Here is a 16,624-nt window from a genome sequence, read left to right as displayed (position 1 = left end):
GCCGTGCAATTGTCCGATGGATCTATCGTCGGTATTAGCCTGTTCTGGCAAAATCGGCGGTATGAATTCGCTCCCCAATCTCGACCAACTAAACCCTGAACAACTGCGTGCTTTGGCGGCGCAGTTGATGCAGCGTGTCGAAAGTCTCGATCAGGCAGTCGAGGCAATAGGCAAAAAGATTCATCGTGACCAAACGGTGATCGAGAAGCTGACCCACGAGATTGCACAGCTCAAACGTTTCAAGTTTGCCAAGCGCAGCGAGCAGTTAAATCCGCAACAAGCCAGCTTGCTGGACGATCTGATCGATACCGATATCGCTGCGATTGAAGCTGAGCTTCAGGCACTGCAAACACCTTCCGTTCCTACCGAAACAAAGCAAAAGCCTAAGCGCACAGCGTTACCGCCGGAGTTCCAGCGCACCCTGATCCATCACGAACCCGACAATAGCCATTGCCAGTGTGGCTGCGCCCTCAAGCGTATTGGCGAGGATGTCAGCGAAAAACTCGACTACACGCCGGGCGTGTTCACTGTCGAACGCCACATCCGAGGCAAGTGGGTTTGTGATGACTGCGAAACGCTGATCCAGGCACCGGTTCCGGCGCACGTTATCGACAAGGGCATCCCGACCGCAGGGCTGCTGGCCCATGTCATGATTGCGAAGTTCGCCGACCATCTACCGCTCTATCGTCAGGAATCGATTTTTGGTCGAGCTGGCCTGGTCATCGCTCGCTCAACCTTGGCGCAATGGGTTGGCAACTGTGGTGTGCAGTTGCAGCCGCTGGTGGATGCCTTGCGTGATGCCGTTCTTGCACACGGCGTGATCCACGCCGACGAAACGCCGGTACAGATGCTCACGCCCGGCGCAAAGAAAACCCATCGCTCCTATGTCTGGGCCTACGCTACCAGCCAGTTTTCGGACTTGGCGGCGGTCGTTTACGACTTCAGCCCCAGCCGCGCAGGCGAACACGCCCGCAACTTCCTGGAAGGCTGGAAAGGCAAGTTGGTCTGCGACGATTTTGGCGGCTACAAGGCCAGTTTTGAACTCGGCGTGACCGAGATCGGCTGTATGGCCCATGCGCGGCGCAAGTTTTTCGAATTGCACGCCACGCACAAAAGCCAACTGGCAGAACAAGCCTTGCGATACATCCAGCTGCTGTATGAAGTCGAGCGTGAAGTCCGTGATCTAGAGCCTGATTTTCGCCGCCTGAGACGGCAAGAAAAAGCCGTGCCGGTGATGGATGCCCTGCATGCCTGGATGATCGCCCAGCGTCAGATCGTGCACGATGGTTCGGCTATCGCCAGAGCTTTAGATTACAGCCTAAAACGCTGGGCGGCGCTGTCGCGTTACCTCGATGACGGGGCCGTACCCATAGACAATAATTGGGCCGAAAACCAAATCCGACCATGGGCTCTGGGTCGAAAAAACTGGCTCTTTGCAGGCTCCCTGCGTAGCGGAAAACGTGCGGCGGCGATCATGAGTTTGATCCAATCAGCACGGCTAAACGGGCATGATCCGTATACCTATTTGAAGGACGTTCTCACGCGCCTGCCGACGCAGCGGGCGAGTGAGATTTCCGAGTTGCTGCCGCATAAATGGCAACCCGTTTAGTTACGCAAGACGGGATGCCCGGACGCATACAGATGTTGCGGCTTTGAGTTTGCTCCGACAGCACGAGAGTCGCTTCGTTCATATGAGAGATCCTTTGGGTATCCGTGTGAAATGGCCGAGTCCGCCGAGCGCGATCAGCTCTATTTTTGGAGCATCAGGCGCACGCCTAATGCAGCTGCTTCGATGGCGCCTGCGATGTACCCCGGAAACTGCGGTGACCATTCACTGCCAATCCCAATCAACCGCCCCGCCCAAGGGGAGGAATCGACTGTTGCTTCCAGGCTGATTGAGTGTTGCCCTCCGTCGAGCAAATCTTGAGCAACAGAGGTGAGAGGATCCTGCGCCCAGTCTTTGAGGAATTCAGCCACAGGCTTACCCGCCTCCGGCCCGAAAAGCCGTACCAACTGAGCGCGACACATTGTCTGCAACTGTTCTTTAGGCATTACGTTGCGCATCTGAGCCGGGATGCCTATAAAGCCGAACAGCGCAGCATGTCCACCAGGCGACGAGGCATCATGAATCTCCACCATAGGGCCTATTGCGCTCTGTGCTTGTCCGGACAATCCGGTTTTGTTCCAGAATGCGGAGTCGAATACGGCGAGGTATTTGGCGTGAGGAGCCATCCAGGTTGGGGTACTTCGCCATAGCTGCGCAACCGAAGGGGGAAGCCCTGGTAAAAAGTCTATGTCTTGGGCCAGCAATCGCGGTGGAGCGGCTAACAGAATATGCTCGACCACCCATGATTCTCGGCGGCCATCCCCGCTCTCACTCTCTATTTCCAAGTGCTGCTCGCAGGCATGGAGACGACGTACTGCCCATCCCATGCGCACTTTTTCGGGATTTACGTTGGCAGCAAGCGCATCGACTAAAGCCGCCATGCCTCCCAGTAAGCGTACCGAAGGCGGCGAAGTAGAGTAGCCCTGCGTGCGTATGGGCCTCGCTCCGGCAATGCGCTCGATCACGCTATCGCCTTGTACGTTCTGCACAAACCGCTCTAGGCCGAGATCGGCTACCAGGCTGTCAAGCTGTGGCTGGAAATCGGGCCAAAACCAAGACGGCCCTAGGTCAAAGCGGTCGGAGGGATCTGATAAGCCTGCGACTGTGCCCTCAAGGGCAACGGATAAAGCCCGTCCTCCGAGTCTCTCGCGGGCTTCAAATAAGACATAATCATAGATGCCTTGGGATTCGAGTAAATGAGCCGCGTATAGCCCGCTGATGCCGCCGCCGATGATCGCGATGCGAATCCGGTTCATGGTAATGCCTTGCTTGAGAGCCCGATCAGGCGTCCACGCCTAAAATAGATCGTGCACCCCTCTGTTGCGGTATACAGCTTCGGGTGTTCTCCCGATGGAAAACGCAGCCAGCTGCCAGCCTCGTAATGCCGTCCGGCTTCGACCAAACTTCCAGCCAAGACCAAAAGCTCGGAGTTCTCGACGGGAGTATCGAATAACAGTGCACCCGCAGGTAAGCGCACCAGACAAACAGCCTCGGATTCACTGGCATGTAACAGGCAGACCTCGCGGCCGCTTTCTTGTTGCCATGCATCTGGCCGTCGCGTGTCGATCCGCACCTTGACCTGCTCATCAGCAGACATCTGCCAAAGCTTCACGAAAATGACCGTGCCTTCAGGGCTGGAAGGCGCATGACTGGAACCCGGAGGGTTGCGCAGATACAAGCCTGCGGGATAGCTGTCGTCATCGTCTACAAACGTACCGGAAAGGACGAGGACTTCCTCTCCACCTGGGTGTTGATGAGGGGCAAAACTGGAACCGGCTGAGTAGCGAACAATACTCGTTGCACGAGCTCTTTCGCCGCCGACTCGATCAAGCATGACTCGCTCAACGCCTGACTGTGGCGATGCCACCCAGTTGTAGTCATTAGCAGCGACAGCAGCGCGCTGGGTAAAGTCAGCATTGATGAGCACGGCTGTTCTCCAGGGAATTAAATGCAAGTATTGGGCTACGGTGATCACCGCCGCCGCGTATCGATTCTCAAGCAACAGGCAGTTGAGCGTGTGCTTCCAGGACTCTTGCCGAATACACCAATGCAGCGCCTGCATTGAGCGCGATGGCAACACCTAGTGCCTCGGCAATCTCGCCCCGGGTTGCGCCATGTTCGACAGCCTTCTTGGTGTGGATGCTGATACAGCCATCACAGCAGGTAGTCACCGCCACAACCAATGCGATCAACTCATGCGGCTTGGCATCCAGATGGCCAGTCTTGGCAGCTGCGCCGTCCATCGTCGTCAAACCACGCACAACATCGGGACTTTGTTTCGCGTATTCACCAACGCGATCAAGAAGAGCGTCGCGATAGGCATTACAGTCTTACATCATTGCAGTGTCTCCAGGCGATTCAGGTGATAGCAATCGCGCATGCCTGCCTCTGAAGGCATGCTTGGATCTAAATTAATTACGCCCGGCCATTACACCGCCATCGACATCCCAGATTGCACCTGTGACCCAGCTGGCTTTTTCGGACAACAGGAAGGCAACCACCTCTGCTACCTCCTCAGGAGTCCCCACTCTTCCGATTGGGTGGAAGCTGTTGAAGCCCTGCAGCGCTGAGTGAACCTCAGCCTTGGGAATGAAACCTTCGTAGATAGGGGTCTGAACCACCGCAGGCGATACGGCATTGACGCGGATATGCTTGGATGCGAGTTCCATCGCCAAGTGCTGAGTCAGCGAATGCAAGCCGGCTTTTGCCATCGAATAGGCGGAGGACGGAGTGGCGGCGATAGCCTGCTTGCCCCACATGGAGCCAATATTGACGATTGCGCCGGGACGCCCCTTGGCGACGAGGTTGGCAGCGACTTTTTGGGTGATGAAGAAGAAGGCCTTGTTCAGCTGCATGTACTGATCGTAGTCGGCGTCCTGGTGCTCCAGAAAAGGCTTAGGGAAAAATACGCCCGCCGCGTTGACCAGAAGGTCGAAGTCAGCGTGATGCTGATCAATTTCCTGGAGCAGCGCTGCCAGGCCCTGTGCGTCGGTCAGATTTGCAGTCAGCGCGCTCACCTGGCCGAATGCTGCCAGCTCCTGACGAGCCTGCTCGGTTTTCTCTGCACGGCTGCCCACGATGACTACGTTACCGCCTTGCTGTAATACGAGTCGCGCGGTTTCCAGGCCCATTCCACTGGTGCCGCCGACGACTAATAATTTCTTGCCGGTGAATTGATTGCTCATTTAAATACTCCAGATAGTGAGTGAGGCTATGCGGGAAACCGAGAACCGGTCATCAGCCTTTAAAACGTGGCCCTTAATCGTCCGACCCCACGATGTGCTGCTTAGGTACGAGCGAATTATTGAACTCTATCGATGGCGGTACAAACGAGATAAAGTGTCAGATCGATAAAGAAAAGGTTTACCGCTATGGCAGCGCCCGTCCATCTCAATGCACTGCGGGCTTTTGAAGCCAGTGCTCGTCATCAAAGCTTTTCTGTTGCTGCCGAAGAATTGAACGTCACCCCGGCAGCCGTTGGGCAGCTAGTACGCACCCTTGAGCAGTGGTTAGGCACGCCCCTGTTCCATCGAGGCTCCAGTGGCAAGGCACGGTTGGTCGCTACGGAGGCTGCTGAGCGTGCGCTCCCTGACATTCGGGCTGGATTCGAGCGGCTTACGTTGGGCATGGAGCGGATGAGGGAGAATTCACCCAGCGGGGTTCTGACGGTCACGGTCAGTCCCGCATTTGCCGCCAAATGGTTATTGCCGCGAATTGAACGCTTCCACTCCGCTTGGCCAGATACTGACGTCCGGCTTGATACGCAGCTCAAAGCAGTAGACTTCCTGACTCAAAGAATCGATATCGGAGTGCGATATGGTACCGGTCACTGGCCTGGCCTGATTGCAGAAAAACTTATGGACGAGGAAATCTACCCTGTTTGCTCACCTCTACTGAAAAATACGCCGGACTGTTTGCAAACACTGGCTGAATTGGCAAATGAAACCCTGATTCATGACCTGTCGATGGACGGACACGCCGGATTCACGACTTGGGCTACCTGGTTGCAAACGGTTGGGATGAAAGACCTATCGGCGCAGCGTGGGATGAAGATCAATAACTCTGCAGCGGTGCTTCAAGCGGCAACAGATGGGCAAGGGATTGCGCTTGCGCGCAGCGTCATGGCCAAAGATGATCTGGCTGCTGGTAGGTTGATCCGCTTGTTTCCGGACATTCAGTTTGTCTCTCCATTGGCCTATTACGTTGTCTATCGCTCGGAATGTGTAAGCCTACCTAGATTAAAGGCCTTTCGAGACTGGTTGTTTGAGGAGGCTCGTACCCTATCAAAAGATCGCTGGCTCGCTTTTGGTGCTGCTATCGCCAAATAGTATTCGAGCGCTTTTAGATACTTTGCCCCCTGAGCGCTATCAACTTTGGAATGATGTGGACGACGTCGCGTGAATGCATTGCACGGTTCAGTCAGGACAACCGCAGGGCTCGGGGAGGACGACAGTATGCGCCCCCGGGCAACCCGCCTGGCGCGATCAAGCTGGTTGCCACTTGTGCGGCAGCAACTGATCGATTTCACTCGCCCGCTGCGTCGGCAGACGCATGAGAACGTCCTTCAAATAGGCATACGGATCATGCCCATTCAGCCGCGCCGACTGGATCAAACTCATGATCGCCGCCGCCCGTTTTCCACTGCGTAGCGATCCTGCAAAGAGCCAGTTCTTGCGTCCAAGAGCCCATGGCCGGATCTGGTTGTCGGGTAGTCAGACGCGGTTACCCGCGTCCAACCCCCTAAGAAGGGGCTCTCCTTTTTTTGCACTCCGCGCGTCAGGAACCTCTTTTACGACGGGAGGGGCGCTGAGTTATGCCTGAGACGAGTTTCGGTATACGGAGCAAACCGACATATTGTCAGATACCCCATTCCACAACGGCCCGCTTGATAAAGCTCGTTTATTGGCCCACCGCCCAGCCTGCAAACCACCTACGCACTTAATGGTCATGTCGGTGGTGCGCGTCGGGGAAGTGCGGATGATCATGGGCCATGGGCTGGTGCTGATGCCAATGTCGGTGTTTGGTGCCCGGCGTGACGGGTTCATCATGTGCATGTTGGTGGTGCTCGTCGTGTACATGCTCGTGCTCGTGCTCCATTGCCTCGTGCTGGTGTTTATGTTCATGGCGTTCGGTCAGGTGCAACCAAATGCCAACGGCCATTAGCGATCCGGCGATTAGCAGCGGCAGCGTGACGGGATCGCCCATCGCCACAGCAAGCAATGTTCCTAGGAACGGAGCCACAGAGAAGTAAGCCCCCGTGCGGGCGGTGCCTAGGTGACGCAGGCCTATGACGAACAGCGCCAAGCTCACGCCATAGGCAAAAAAGCCTACCGCCAGCGCTCCTACCAAGTTGGGCAGTGGCGGCAACGTCGTCCCTACAACAAAAGCCAAGACTAGATTGACCGTTCCAGCGACCAAGCCTTTAACCGACGCAATCCAGGTTGCGTCTGTCAGCGACACCTTGCGGGTCAGGTTATTATCAATTCCCCAGGCAAAGCAGGCGCCTAAGATTGCCAGCGCTGGCCATAAGCCGGAAAAATGCGCTTCACCTGGCCAACTCAGAACGAGCGCGCCAGCCACGATGGCGATCATGCCCAAGGCAATATGCCGGTCAAAGTTCTCCTTGAAGGCAAACCACGCGAGCAGGGCGGTAAATACACCCTCGGCGTTGAGCAACAGTGACGCGCCGGATGCGGGCATGCCGGCTAGTCCCACCATCAACAATACCGGCCCAACAATGCCACCCGCTGCAATCGCTCCTGCGAACCAGAGCGCTTCGTTGCGTGGCAGACTTACGCTGGGTGCGCGGCTCAGCAAGCGATATAGCGTTAGCCCCAGCCCTGAACCAAGATAAAGCAGGCCCGCTAGCAACCAGGGACTGACACTGTTCAACAGCATTTTCGCCAGCGGTGTTCCCGCGCCGAACAGCACGGCTGCACCGAGAGCGGCCAATACGCCCGATTGACTCAGTCCATTCTTCCAGCTCATGTGTTCAATTCCCCGCTCACCCAACTGAGCCTTATGCGTTCAGGCCGATCCAGCCATGGACACCCACGTAGAGGCTAACACCAATGATCAGTACGCTGGAAAAGTATGGTGCACGACGCGCAACTGTGCCCAGCCAAGGCCAGCGATTGGAGGCTTGTTTCGCGCCAATGGCCGCAGCCACACCGACGGTTACCAACGTAAGGGCCAGACCAATGCTGAAGCACAGTACCAGCACACCCCCCAAGGCGACTTCTTTGACCTGAAGGCAGAGCAGCAAAACGGTGATAGCTGCAGGGCAAGGAATCAGCCCCCGGTCAACCCGAACATGATGATCTGACCAGTGCTGACTTCACGGTTGGTGAAGCGCTTACGGATATCGTTGGCATGAGCAAGCTCATGCGCATCCTGATAACCATCAATCGACAGTTCTAAGCCTTCCAGTTCGGAATGCGCGTGTCCGTGGTCGTGTTCCTGGTAATCCAGATCATAATCATGAGAGTAACCCGCATGTCCGAGGCTCAAGCGCGCGCTGAACTCGTGAGGTTCAGGAATATCTTCAACCGACCCCAGGTAGCCATCACGCTCAACAAAAATGAATTGTTGCCTCAGATGAATCCTATCCACTCGATCTGGATGGGTATCTAGGATTTTTGGAGACGTACTTTCCGTCGCGACGCTAAGCCCCTCCAACTTGACGCTAACAGGCGCAGACAATCAGCGCTGGGTGTTTCCGCTTTACGAACAAACAGCTCATCTCACATAGCTACCGCAATCTCAATGTCGAGTTTCACCGGCTGCTTCATGCAATGGCACGCTCTCCCATCGTCTCGACCCGACAACTGGCGAACTTCGAGCTTTCCGATTTTTTCATCGTACAAAGTTGTGGCTTCAGCGCTCATTTGAAGGTGGTCACCGATGAGCACGACGAAATCATTGCCGCTCTTTCGACCAGAAATGCAGAGGCTGCCAAGAAAGCGGCCATGGATCACATCGAGAGCGTACCTGACCTACCAGGTGCCTGCAGTCCTATTGAGAGCAGGCCGCGCCTTAGCCACCGGAGCATGTTATGTAGGCAAGCGGGCGGGAGATCTGAACAACTCCTTCGGGTTTCCGGACTACACCACCCAGGACGCCTTTGCATCCTGGAAGATCGGCCACTTACTGGGCAAGAAAACGTCTTTACAGCTCAATGCCAGTAACTTGAGTGACCAAGGCTATTTCGTTTCTTCAGGAGAAATACACGGCGAGCCAGTTGGGGAGAAGTCGTATTCTTAGGCTGACTGGAGAAGTTTCTTTCTAGTGCCGCACCTGCGAGCGTACGCTCACTAACGCTAGATGAAATGAACCTCTATAGCTATAAAAAAGGCCCTTAGCGGGCCTTTTTGTACTCAAACAAAGATCACTTAGTCAGCCAAGACTCCACGGTGTTAGCGCCGTGTTCGGCTTTCCATTCCTTCAGCGTTTTATGATTCCCGCCCTTGGTTTCTACTACTTCACCAGTATGCGGATTTTTGTAGACCTTCACTTGGCGTGGCTTACGAGTGCCGGATTTTGACTCGGTTGCTGGCGCGCGACGACCTGCATGTGGGTCAAGCAAATTGATCACGTTCTGCAGGCTGTAACCGTACTGAGCAAGCAGCTCACGCAGCTTGGTTTCGAATTCAATTTCCTTCTTGAGGCCAGCGTCACCTTTCAGTGCTTCGAGCGCTTGGAGCTGTTCGGCTAGGTGTTTTTCGAGCTGGCGAAATTCTGCGAGTTTAGACATTGGAGACCTCTTCTAGATTAGTATCTTTAGTGTATTCAAGCCAGTTTCAAAATAACAGTACCTTTCAAACCATCACCACAAATCGAATTACCATTTTTTACTTCAGCTTTCGAGAGACGATTAAACACATCTTTATAAATGTCAGCATCGGCCAGCGAGAAAAGCAGCATTTCGATCTCATGGATAGGGTTTGTGTCATCCCAGATGATGTCGGCTCACATTTCTGACCAACAATAGATAAGCTGCATAGGCGTTGCGCTCAGGAATAAAATGGTTCTTTCAAATAGTCTTAGGATCACTCGTATCAGAAGTTTGGACTTTTGCATGCTTCAAGTCATTGGCCGCCCACCGCTTATGCACGGAGGGCGCTGATATGCCAGCGGCACGGGCCATGCTTCGCCAGCTCCAGCGGAGCTCACCGATACGAGGTTGAGCAACCTGATCAAGCACGCGACGGATTGTGTTGGCAGGCAGAGGCAATTTACGTCCACGGCCGGGCTTGTCGAGCAGGCCTTCCAATCTGAGCGACTGAAAACGATGGCGCCATTCGGAGACCGTAGGCCGAGAGAAACCAGTCAATCGTAGATTTCTTCTCACATAGATCCTTGCGCAGCTAGCGAGATGACGCGGGCTCTTGTCGAAAGGCTGGTAACGGTATCTGTGAAAGCATCACTAATGCCGACTTGGGTCGCAATCGTGATGCTGAATGCTGTACGATTCGCGAGTGACATACCTTCTCGAGCACAGGAACATCAGCATGACTGTACTCCAAACGATTTTCTGGCAGCCTACGCCGCCTTAGCGCAACGCCCCCTCGCCGCACCTGCTGCTGCCCGTTTTACGTGCGGCCGCGCTCTGCTGTATGCACGGTTCTAACACCTGACGCACGCAGCGAATCCGCCCTTACAATTTGAACTCGTGTCGACCTGCTCGCCGCTTGCCCGGCGTGCCGTGCGGTGCATTGCTTTGGATATTCTTATGCTTCAATCGATCAAAAATACTTGGTTCTCCAACATCCGTGGAGACGTGCTGGCAGGGATTGTCGTGGCGCTTGCCTTGATTCCCGAGGCCATTGCGTTTTCCATCATCGCCGGTGTCGACCCTAAAGTAGGCCTCTACGCTTCGTTCTGTATTTGCGCGGTAGTGGCGTTCGTGGGAGGACGCCCTGGGATGATTTCCGCCGCCACGGGCGCCATGGCACTGCTTATGGTTACTCTGGTCAAAGATCATGGTCTGCAATATTTACTAGCCGCCACACTGCTGTGCGGTGTTCTTCAGATTCTGGCTGGGTTTCTCAAGCTGGGCTCGCTCATGCGCTTCGTCTCCCGATCAGTTGTAACTGGATTCGTAAACGCGTTAGCCATTTTGATTTTCATGGCCCAGCTGCCTGAGCTTACAAATGTCACTTGGCATGTTTACGTCATGACAGCAGCGGGTCTTGGAATCATTTATCTGTTTCCATACGTGCCGAAGATCGGGAAGCTCCTTCCTTCCCCTTTGGTCTGCATCCTGGTGCTTACCGCAGTGACCCTCTATCTCGGGCTCGACATTCATACCGTCGGGGACATGGGCCAGTTACCGGACACGCTACCTATATTCCTCTGGCCAGAGGTTCCGCTCAATTTTGAAACCCTACGGATCATCTTTCCTTACTCCGCCGCACTCGCCGTTGTAGGTCTGCTGGAGTCGATGATGACTGCGACCATCGTTGATGACCTGACCGACACCACCTGCGATAAGAACCGCGAATGCAAAGGTCAGGGTATCGCTAACATCACTGCCGGGTTACTGGGCGGTATGGCCGGCTGCGCCATGATCGGCCAATCGATCATCAACGTAAAATCTGGGGGCCGCACCCGACTTTCCACACTGTGTGCAGGCATATTCCTGCTGCTCATGGTTGTGTTCCTGGGTGACTGGCTTTCTAGAATCCCAATGGCTGCCCTTGTAGCCGTGATGATCATGGTGTCCATCGGTACATTCAGCTGGGACTCGTTGCGCAATCTCAAAGAGCATCCGCTTTCGACCAATATCGTGATGGTCGCGACGGTAGTTGTAGTGGTCGCCACCCATAACCTCGCCTATGGGGTGCTGGTCGGCGTGCTTCTCGCTTCACTATTTTTCGCAAACAAAGTCAGCCATTACCTAGCCATCCAATCAACACTCGATGCTAAAACCTCACATCGGATCTACACGGTAACTGGGCAGATTTTTTTCACCTCAGCTGACAAATTCAACTCGATTTTCGACTTCAAGGAAGCGCTTCAGAAGGTCACCATCGACCTTACGCAAGCTCACCTTTGGGACATCACCTCAGTGGCTGCGCTGGATAAGGTGGTGATCAAGTTCCGTCGAGAGGGTGCAGAGGTTGTGGTGCTAGGTTTGAACGAAGCCAGCGCAACCATCGTGGATCGCTTTGGCGTACACGACAAGCCTGATGCAGTCGACAAGCTCATGAGCCACTAAAAGGAGAACAGCAATGACCCAAGTAATGGCCTGTATCGATGGCTCACTATCATCCCTGTCTGTCTGCGATTACGCGACCTGGGCCTCTAAGCAGATGAAGGCACCACTCACACTGCTTCATGTGCTTGATCAAGGTAAATACCCTGTAACGGGGGACTTGAGCGGAAACATTGGTTTGGGGAGCCGCGAACACCTATTGGCAGAACTTACCGACTTCGATGCGAAACGCGCCAAGCTGGCACTGGAGCAAGGCCAGTACCTGTTGGAAACGGCCAGGAAACGCGCCATTAGTTTTGGGGCTGATCATCTTGAGATAAAGCAACGTCATGGTCATTTTGTAGATAGCTTAGTCGATCTTCAAGATGATACCCGCCTCTTGGTAATCGGCCGCGTAGGCGAAAGTAGCTCAAAGGCTGGACACCAGGTAGGTAGTCACTTGGAAACCACTGTCAGGACGATTCATCGGCCGATTCTGATAGCCGCGAGCACGTTTAAAGAACCAGAACGAGTGCTGCTCGCATTCGACGGCAGCGCTACGGGGTATAAAACCGTACAGATACTTGCCGAGAGTTCTCTGTGCCAAAACCTGCCAATTCATTTGGTCATGGCAGGGGCGGAGTCAAATGACAGCCTCGCACATCTCCAAAAGGCGAAGGCTATTTTGGTGGCCGCAGGCTTTGATGTTCACGCAGAAATCAGGCAAGGAGAGGTTGAGCCAATGCTCCATGCCTATCAGACAGAACACCGTATCGACTTGCTGGTCATGGGAGCCTACGGGCACTCACGCATACGTGAGTTCTTCGTAGGCAGCACGACTACAACGATGCTTCGAACAGTCACGATGCCTCTATTGCTGCTTCGCTGAGAGAGGTCTCTAAACCACAGAATTTCTTTGCACTGAAAAATACTGTGATCAGCTCACGCGGGATTGTCTAGCTACGGCGGCGCCTGCTAGTACGCTGCTGCGGCGTAGGACAACGACGCCACCAGTCGCAGCCAGGATCGAACCGATCAATACCCCGACTTTGACTTCATCAATCAAATGAGCTGATCCGGCGAACGCCAAGTTGCCGATAAATAGACTCATGGTGAAACCAATGCCGCACAACAGTGCTAGACCATAGCGTTGCACCCAGGAACTCCCTTCCGGCAGCCTGGCCAAGCCCATACGAATGGCCAGAGCAGACAATAGGAAAATGCCAACCTGTTTGCCCACCAACAGGCCCAGCGCTACGCCCAGCGGAACCGGGTCGAACAGGTTTTCTAAAGAAATACCGGCCACACCGTTAGTGCGGCACATCAAGATTAAGGCTGCTGCCAACCCACATACTGCAGAGGTTGTCAGTGAGGTGTATTGCGACTCGAAATCACCCGTTCAGATTCAGGCCTTGACATCTCCGGAGTCATCCTTCAAATCAAATAGTCCTGCAAAAAAAAGATGGAATGCATCCCAGGCACGCGTCCACCAACCACCAGCCTCTCCCGCTTCTAGTGCGATGAGTGACTGGGTCGTGAGTTTATTTTTACCGTCATACAGTTCGAAACTTCCGACTACGTCGCCGACAGCAATAGGTGCCTCTAGAGCGTTATTAATGTGCAGACGGCTTTCCACCTTGCGATTACTATTCTTGGGTAGAGTCAATGTCACATCATCGAGCAACCCAACAGAAATTATGTTTTTCTCGCCTTTCCACAGTCGTGGTTGAGCTAAAACTTGCCCGCCTTGCTGATAGGTCTTCGTCTCAAAAAAGCGGAAGCCGTAGTTCAGTATTTTTTGAGTATCTTCTGCACGATTGTTCAACGTGGTCGAGCCAAAAACCGCACTAATAAGACGCCGCCCATCACGAAGAGCAGAGGTCACCATGCAATATCCTGCCTCCTCAGTATGGCCCGTTTTGAGCCCGTCAACACTTGAGTCGCTCCAGAGGAGAAGATTGCGATTGGGTTGGCGAATGCTGTTCCAGGTGAAATATTTGTGCGCGTACAACGAGTAGTAAGCTGATTCATCATTGATAATCGCCCGCGCAAGCCGGGCCATATCATGAGCCGAAGAATAGTGCCCAGGTGCCGGCAAGCCTGTAGGGTTCATGAAGTGAGTGTCAGTCAACCCAAGTTTATTTGCTGTGGCGTTCATCAACCCGGCAAATGCATCTTCGCTACCCGCTATATGCTCAGACAGCGCCACACTGGCGTCATTGCCAGAATCGATCACCACACCACGCAGTAGGTCATGCACTGGAACAACTGCGCCCGGATCCAGAAACATCCTAGAACCACCGGTTTTCCATGCATTTTCACTGACAGTAACCGTATCGTCGGCCTTAAGACGTCCAGCCTGAATTTCATTGGTAGCGACATACACCGTCATCAACTTGGTCAAGCTGGCCGGAGGTAAACGCATATCAGCGTTTTGACTACCTATAATCGTGCCTGTGGTTGCATCCATCAGCACCCAGGATTTCGCGCCCAATTGCGGTGGTGCTGGGATCATCGCTCGGGCAGTCGGTGAAACAGGACTTGGGGTGGATATTGGAGCCGCCCAAGCTGGTGTCAAAAAATAACACACAAGAATGAGTGTAAGCCGCAATTTAGGGTGTTTCACAAGCGCCAGCCTCGGATTAGCAGAAAGACGCGCCAAACTAGATGAGGATTTGGGAAGGCTCAAATTAACCCAGATTAAAATAAATTTAATTAGACGTTGGCGACGATCATCTCGGGCAATGGACAGATAATCGAGACTGTGGCTCCGCCACCGCGCGGCGATTCCTGGATGCGTAGTACGAACCCATGCAACCTAACAATCGCCGAAACCAGAGAAAGCCCCAATCCATGGCCAGGTTTCTGACGAGTAGAGTCCCCGCGATACAGCCTGCGGATCACATTTTCACGCTCAGCTTCCGGTATACCAGGGCCATTGTCCGAGACCTCAATATTGATAGAACTGTCCGTCAGAGCGCCAGTCAAGTGAATAACCCCTCCCTTGGGCGTAAATTTGATAGCGTTATCCAAAAGGTTAACCAGCGCCTCGAACAGAAGAGAAACATCACCAGATAACGCTGGAATATCGTCAGACAACTCCAGGAGCAGTGTCAGCCCCTGCTCCTGCGCCAAGGGCTCGAAAAACTCGTGCGCCTGTGTCAGTAGCGATGCTGGTTGAAACGATTCGAAACCTGACCTTCTCCTTGTATCTTCAAGTTCAGATATTCGCAGCAACCCCTGAAAACGCAACATGATGGATTCACTCTCTTCCAACGCCATGTCCAGGGTCGCTGCATGAGAGCTAACAAGGGGCAACTGCTGCAACTGGTAAAGGTGAGTACGCAGGCGTGTCAAGGGAGTGCGTAGATCATGCGCGATGCCATCACACGCCCCCTTAACCTCGTGCATAAGCTGTTCGATATGCTCAAGCATCACATTGACGGCATTGGCCAGCATATCGAGTTCATCGAGGCGTGAAGATAGCGGCAGGCGTTCACCGAGGTTGCCCGAGACGATACTCTCAGTGCAGCTTTGAAGTCGTTGTACTCTGCGTAAGGGCCTTCGCCTCAAGAGCCACCAACCTATCAGCCCAGGGATAAGGGTAAGGGAAAACCCCCAAAATAATGCCTGCGCAATGATGCCGCCGACTGCGGAAATAGACCCCCCATCACGCGACAGGATCAAAATTCGACCATCGCCGCGATGCTGCATCAATGCATGGCTACTTCGGGTTTGCTCTCTTGGTAAGGCGATGCTCAAGCCTCGCTCCAGATAATGTACCTGGCCGTCATCTGGCAGACTTGCTCGCAAGCGGAGCAGGTCACCGGCGATATGGGTGCCGTCGGCTTCAAACAAGCCGTATGCGTCGATCCCTGAAGTCGAATACACCTCGCTGGCAGCGAGTTCACCTTCTAGGCTTGCATCATCAATCTTTTGGTAATAGTGGGCCCGTTGCATCAATGTCCGCTCAGCAACAGCCCCGAGATAGGTAGAGATTTTCCAATAAAGCACACCCGTAAAAACGGCTCCCCAGGCGATAAAAAACACGGCATAGATCCCAATAAGGCGGCTATTGGAAGAACGCCAGCGCTCATTCTTGGGTGGTAAGAACATAGCCAGAACCGCGTATTGTGTGAATGACAGGTGAGCCGCCACCCTCGATTTTTTTTCGAAGCCGACCGATATGGACATCAATAATGTTCGTACCTGGATCGAAGTGATATCCCCAAACTGCCTGAAAGAGCATGGTTCTTGTGACCAACTGACCCGCGTTGCGCATGAAATAAGTGAGCAATTTGAATTCGGTCGGGAGAAGCGGTATCTGCACGTCAGCGCGACTGAGTGATTGATCAATGAGATCCATGTGGAGGTTCCCGAAGCTTAAGCGACGTTCACTCACGCCAGCAGTAGGACGCCTCAGCAGCACTTCCAAGCGGGCAATCATTTCGACCGTAGAGAAAGGTTTGGTCAGATAGTCATCGCCTCCCGAACGAAGCCCTTTGACTCGTTCATCTACATCAGACAATGCGCTGATCATCAAGACAGGCGTCTGAATACCGAGGCTTCGCAACGTACTAATTATCGTCAAACCATCGAAATCAGGCAGCATCCGGTCAAGCGTTATCACATCATGGCCGCCAGAAATGGCCGCTGACAATCCATCGCGACCGTTAGCTGCCCATCGGGCATCAAACCCATGGGAGGTTAGCGCGTTAACAATGGCCTTGGCTGTGACCTCATCATCCTCTATCACTAGCGCGCGATTCATTTTTACTCCGTACAACGATTACAAGCCTAAAACTCAGGCAAGCTCCAAGTGT

Annotated in this window: 14 protein-coding genes and 6 pseudogenes; 6 read left to right on the top strand and 14 right to left on the bottom strand. The window is 53.9% G+C overall.

Going from position 1 to position 16,624, the window contains the following annotated elements:
* The first annotated feature begins 61 nt into the window (after window positions 1-61).
* On the top strand, window positions 62-1,609 hold the full coding sequence (gene tnpC, locus RHM55_RS23185; protein WP_322178503.1) for an IS66 family transposase: 1,548 nt from the start codon (window positions 62-64) through the stop codon (window positions 1,607-1,609).
* Window positions 1,610-1,749: 140 nt separating this feature from the next.
* Here the strand turns inward: tnpC and RHM55_RS23180 are convergent, their stop codons facing one another.
* The 4 genes and pseudogenes from RHM55_RS23180 to RHM55_RS23165 form a co-directional block, all read right to left on the bottom strand.
* Window positions 1,750-2,862, bottom strand: a complete 1,113-nt coding sequence (locus RHM55_RS23180) for a flavin monoamine oxidase family protein (protein ID WP_322178502.1) — start codon at window positions 2,860-2,862, stop codon at window positions 1,750-1,752.
* A complete protein-coding gene (locus RHM55_RS23175) occupies window positions 2,859-3,533 on the bottom strand; it encodes a cupin domain-containing protein (RefSeq protein WP_322178501.1) in 675 nt (224 codons plus the stop codon). Before RHM55_RS23175 ends, RHM55_RS23180 begins: the two co-directional genes overlap by 4 nt.
* A 67-nt stretch (window positions 3,534-3,600) precedes the next feature.
* Window positions 3,601-3,936: pseudogene (locus RHM55_RS23170) on the bottom strand (carboxymuconolactone decarboxylase family protein); the annotation flags it as partial.
* An 81-nt stretch (window positions 3,937-4,017) separates the two neighbouring features.
* Window positions 4,018-4,791 (bottom strand): SDR family oxidoreductase, encoded by a 774-nt coding sequence (locus tag RHM55_RS23165; protein WP_322178500.1) that lies wholly within the window; start codon window positions 4,789-4,791, stop codon window positions 4,018-4,020.
* 186 nt (window positions 4,792-4,977) lie between these two features.
* Between RHM55_RS23165 and gcvA the strand changes: the two genes are divergently transcribed.
* Window positions 4,978-5,934: a transcriptional regulator GcvA gene (gene gcvA, locus RHM55_RS23160; RefSeq protein WP_322178499.1), complete on the top strand. Its 957-nt coding sequence runs from the start codon at window positions 4,978-4,980 to the stop codon at window positions 5,932-5,934.
* A gap of 156 nt (window positions 5,935-6,090) precedes the next feature.
* Here the strand turns inward: gcvA and RHM55_RS23155 are convergent.
* From RHM55_RS23155 to RHM55_RS23145, 3 genes and pseudogenes are all read right to left on the bottom strand, one after another.
* A pseudogene (locus RHM55_RS23155) lies at window positions 6,091-6,312 on the bottom strand (transposase domain-containing protein); the annotation flags it as partial.
* 232 nt (window positions 6,313-6,544) lie between these two features.
* Complete coding sequence (locus RHM55_RS23150; protein WP_322178498.1) at window positions 6,545-7,594, bottom strand: DMT family transporter; 1,050 nt, start codon at window positions 7,592-7,594, stop codon at window positions 6,545-6,547.
* A gap of 31 nt (window positions 7,595-7,625) precedes the next feature.
* A pseudogene (locus RHM55_RS23145) lies at window positions 7,626-8,197 on the bottom strand (nickel/cobalt efflux transporter); the annotation flags it as partial.
* A gap of 203 nt (window positions 8,198-8,400) precedes the next feature.
* On the opposite strand from RHM55_RS23145, the pseudogene RHM55_RS26085 reads away from it, so the two are divergent.
* A pseudogene (locus RHM55_RS26085) lies at window positions 8,401-8,529 on the top strand (GntR family transcriptional regulator); the annotation flags it as partial.
* Window positions 8,510-8,869 (top strand): TonB-dependent receptor domain-containing protein, encoded by a 360-nt coding sequence (locus tag RHM55_RS26080; protein WP_416151992.1) that lies wholly within the window; start codon window positions 8,510-8,512, stop codon window positions 8,867-8,869. The pseudogene RHM55_RS26085 and the gene RHM55_RS26080, both read left to right, overlap by 20 nt.
* Window positions 8,870-8,993: 124 nt before the next feature.
* On the opposite strand, the gene RHM55_RS23135 is transcribed toward RHM55_RS26080, so the two are convergent.
* The 3 genes and pseudogenes from RHM55_RS23135 to RHM55_RS23125 form a co-directional block, all read right to left on the bottom strand.
* Window positions 8,994-9,359: a histone-like nucleoid-structuring protein, MvaT/MvaU family gene (locus RHM55_RS23135; protein ID WP_322178496.1), complete on the bottom strand. Its 366-nt coding sequence runs from the start codon at window positions 9,357-9,359 to the stop codon at window positions 8,994-8,996.
* A 35-nt stretch (window positions 9,360-9,394) separates the two neighbouring features.
* Window positions 9,395-9,529, bottom strand: coding sequence for a hypothetical protein (locus RHM55_RS23130; protein ID WP_322178495.1), 135 nt, complete (start codon window positions 9,527-9,529; stop codon window positions 9,395-9,397).
* 118 nt (window positions 9,530-9,647) lie between these two features.
* Window positions 9,648-9,994 (bottom strand): annotated as a pseudogene (locus RHM55_RS23125) (helix-turn-helix domain-containing protein); the annotation flags it as partial.
* Window positions 9,995-10,337: 343 nt separating this feature from the next.
* Here RHM55_RS23125 and RHM55_RS23120 point away from each other — a divergent pair.
* Together RHM55_RS23120 and RHM55_RS23115 are read left to right on the top strand one after the other, a co-directional pair.
* A complete protein-coding gene (locus RHM55_RS23120; protein ID WP_322178494.1) occupies window positions 10,338-11,825 on the top strand; it encodes a SulP family inorganic anion transporter in 1,488 nt (495 codons plus the stop codon).
* Window positions 11,826-11,838: 13 nt separating this feature from the next.
* Window positions 11,839-12,690, top strand: a complete 852-nt coding sequence (locus RHM55_RS23115; protein WP_322178493.1) for a universal stress protein — start codon at window positions 11,839-11,841, stop codon at window positions 12,688-12,690.
* A 48-nt stretch (window positions 12,691-12,738) separates the two neighbouring features.
* Here RHM55_RS23115 and RHM55_RS23110 read toward each other — a convergent pair.
* From RHM55_RS23110 to RHM55_RS23095, 4 genes and pseudogenes are all read right to left on the bottom strand, one after another.
* Window positions 12,739-13,107: pseudogene (locus RHM55_RS23110) on the bottom strand (Na+/H+ antiporter NhaA); the annotation flags it as partial.
* A 99-nt stretch (window positions 13,108-13,206) separates the two neighbouring features.
* Window positions 13,207-14,316 carry a D-alanyl-D-alanine carboxypeptidase family protein gene (locus RHM55_RS23105; protein ID WP_416152033.1) on the bottom strand — a complete coding sequence of 370 codons (1,110 nt, stop codon included), beginning with the start codon at window positions 14,314-14,316 and terminating at the stop codon, window positions 13,207-13,209.
* Window positions 14,317-14,516: 200 nt separating this feature from the next.
* Window positions 14,517-15,917 (bottom strand): HAMP domain-containing sensor histidine kinase, encoded by a 1,401-nt coding sequence (locus RHM55_RS23100; RefSeq protein ID WP_322178492.1) that lies wholly within the window; start codon window positions 15,915-15,917, stop codon window positions 14,517-14,519.
* Window positions 15,895-16,572: a response regulator transcription factor gene (locus tag RHM55_RS23095; protein ID WP_322178491.1), complete on the bottom strand. Its 678-nt coding sequence runs from the start codon at window positions 16,570-16,572 to the stop codon at window positions 15,895-15,897. The genes RHM55_RS23100 and RHM55_RS23095 overlap by 23 nt, the downstream gene beginning before the upstream one ends.
* Between the last annotated feature and the right edge of the window lie 52 nt (window positions 16,573-16,624).

Source organism: Pseudomonas sp. MH9.2 (assembly GCF_034353875.1).
Taxonomy (GTDB): Bacteria; Pseudomonadota; Gammaproteobacteria; order Pseudomonadales; family Pseudomonadaceae; genus Aquipseudomonas.
The sequence above is the reverse complement of the archived record's forward strand: the minus strand, read 5'-3'. Positions and strand labels throughout refer to the sequence as shown.

Excerpts from the sequence above, each read along its gene's own strand:
- tnpC (WP_322178503.1), top strand. The coding sequence starts at position 62 with ATGAATTCGCTCCCCAATCTCGACCAACTAAACCCTGAACAACTGCGT.
- RHM55_RS23180 (WP_322178502.1), bottom strand. The coding sequence starts at position 2,862 with ATGAACCGGATTCGCATCGCGATCATCGGCGGCGGCATCAGCGGGCTA.
- RHM55_RS23165 (WP_322178500.1), bottom strand. The coding sequence starts at position 4,791 with ATGAGCAATCAATTCACCGGCAAGAAATTATTAGTCGTCGGCGGCACC.
- gcvA (WP_322178499.1), top strand. The coding sequence starts at position 4,978 with ATGGCAGCGCCCGTCCATCTCAATGCACTGCGGGCTTTTGAAGCCAGT.
- RHM55_RS23150 (WP_322178498.1), bottom strand. The coding sequence starts at position 7,594 with ATGAGCTGGAAGAATGGACTGAGTCAATCGGGCGTATTGGCCGCTCTC.
- RHM55_RS26080 (WP_416151992.1), top strand. The coding sequence starts at position 8,510 with ATGAGCACGACGAAATCATTGCCGCTCTTTCGACCAGAAATGCAGAGG.
- RHM55_RS23135 (WP_322178496.1), bottom strand. The coding sequence starts at position 9,359 with ATGTCTAAACTCGCAGAATTTCGCCAGCTCGAAAAACACCTAGCCGAA.
- RHM55_RS23130 (WP_322178495.1), bottom strand. The coding sequence starts at position 9,529 with ATGCTGCTTTTCTCGCTGGCCGATGCTGACATTTATAAAGATGTGTTT.
- RHM55_RS23120 (WP_322178494.1), top strand. The coding sequence starts at position 10,338 with ATGCTTCAATCGATCAAAAATACTTGGTTCTCCAACATCCGTGGAGAC.
- RHM55_RS23115 (WP_322178493.1), top strand. The coding sequence starts at position 11,839 with ATGACCCAAGTAATGGCCTGTATCGATGGCTCACTATCATCCCTGTCT.
- RHM55_RS23105 (WP_416152033.1), bottom strand. The coding sequence starts at position 14,316 with ATGATCCCAGCACCACCGCAATTGGGCGCGAAATCCTGGGTGCTGATG.
- RHM55_RS23100 (WP_322178492.1), bottom strand. The coding sequence starts at position 15,917 with ATGTTCTTACCACCCAAGAATGAGCGCTGGCGTTCTTCCAATAGCCGC.
- RHM55_RS23095 (WP_322178491.1), bottom strand. The coding sequence starts at position 16,572 with ATGAATCGCGCGCTAGTGATAGAGGATGATGAGGTCACAGCCAAGGCC.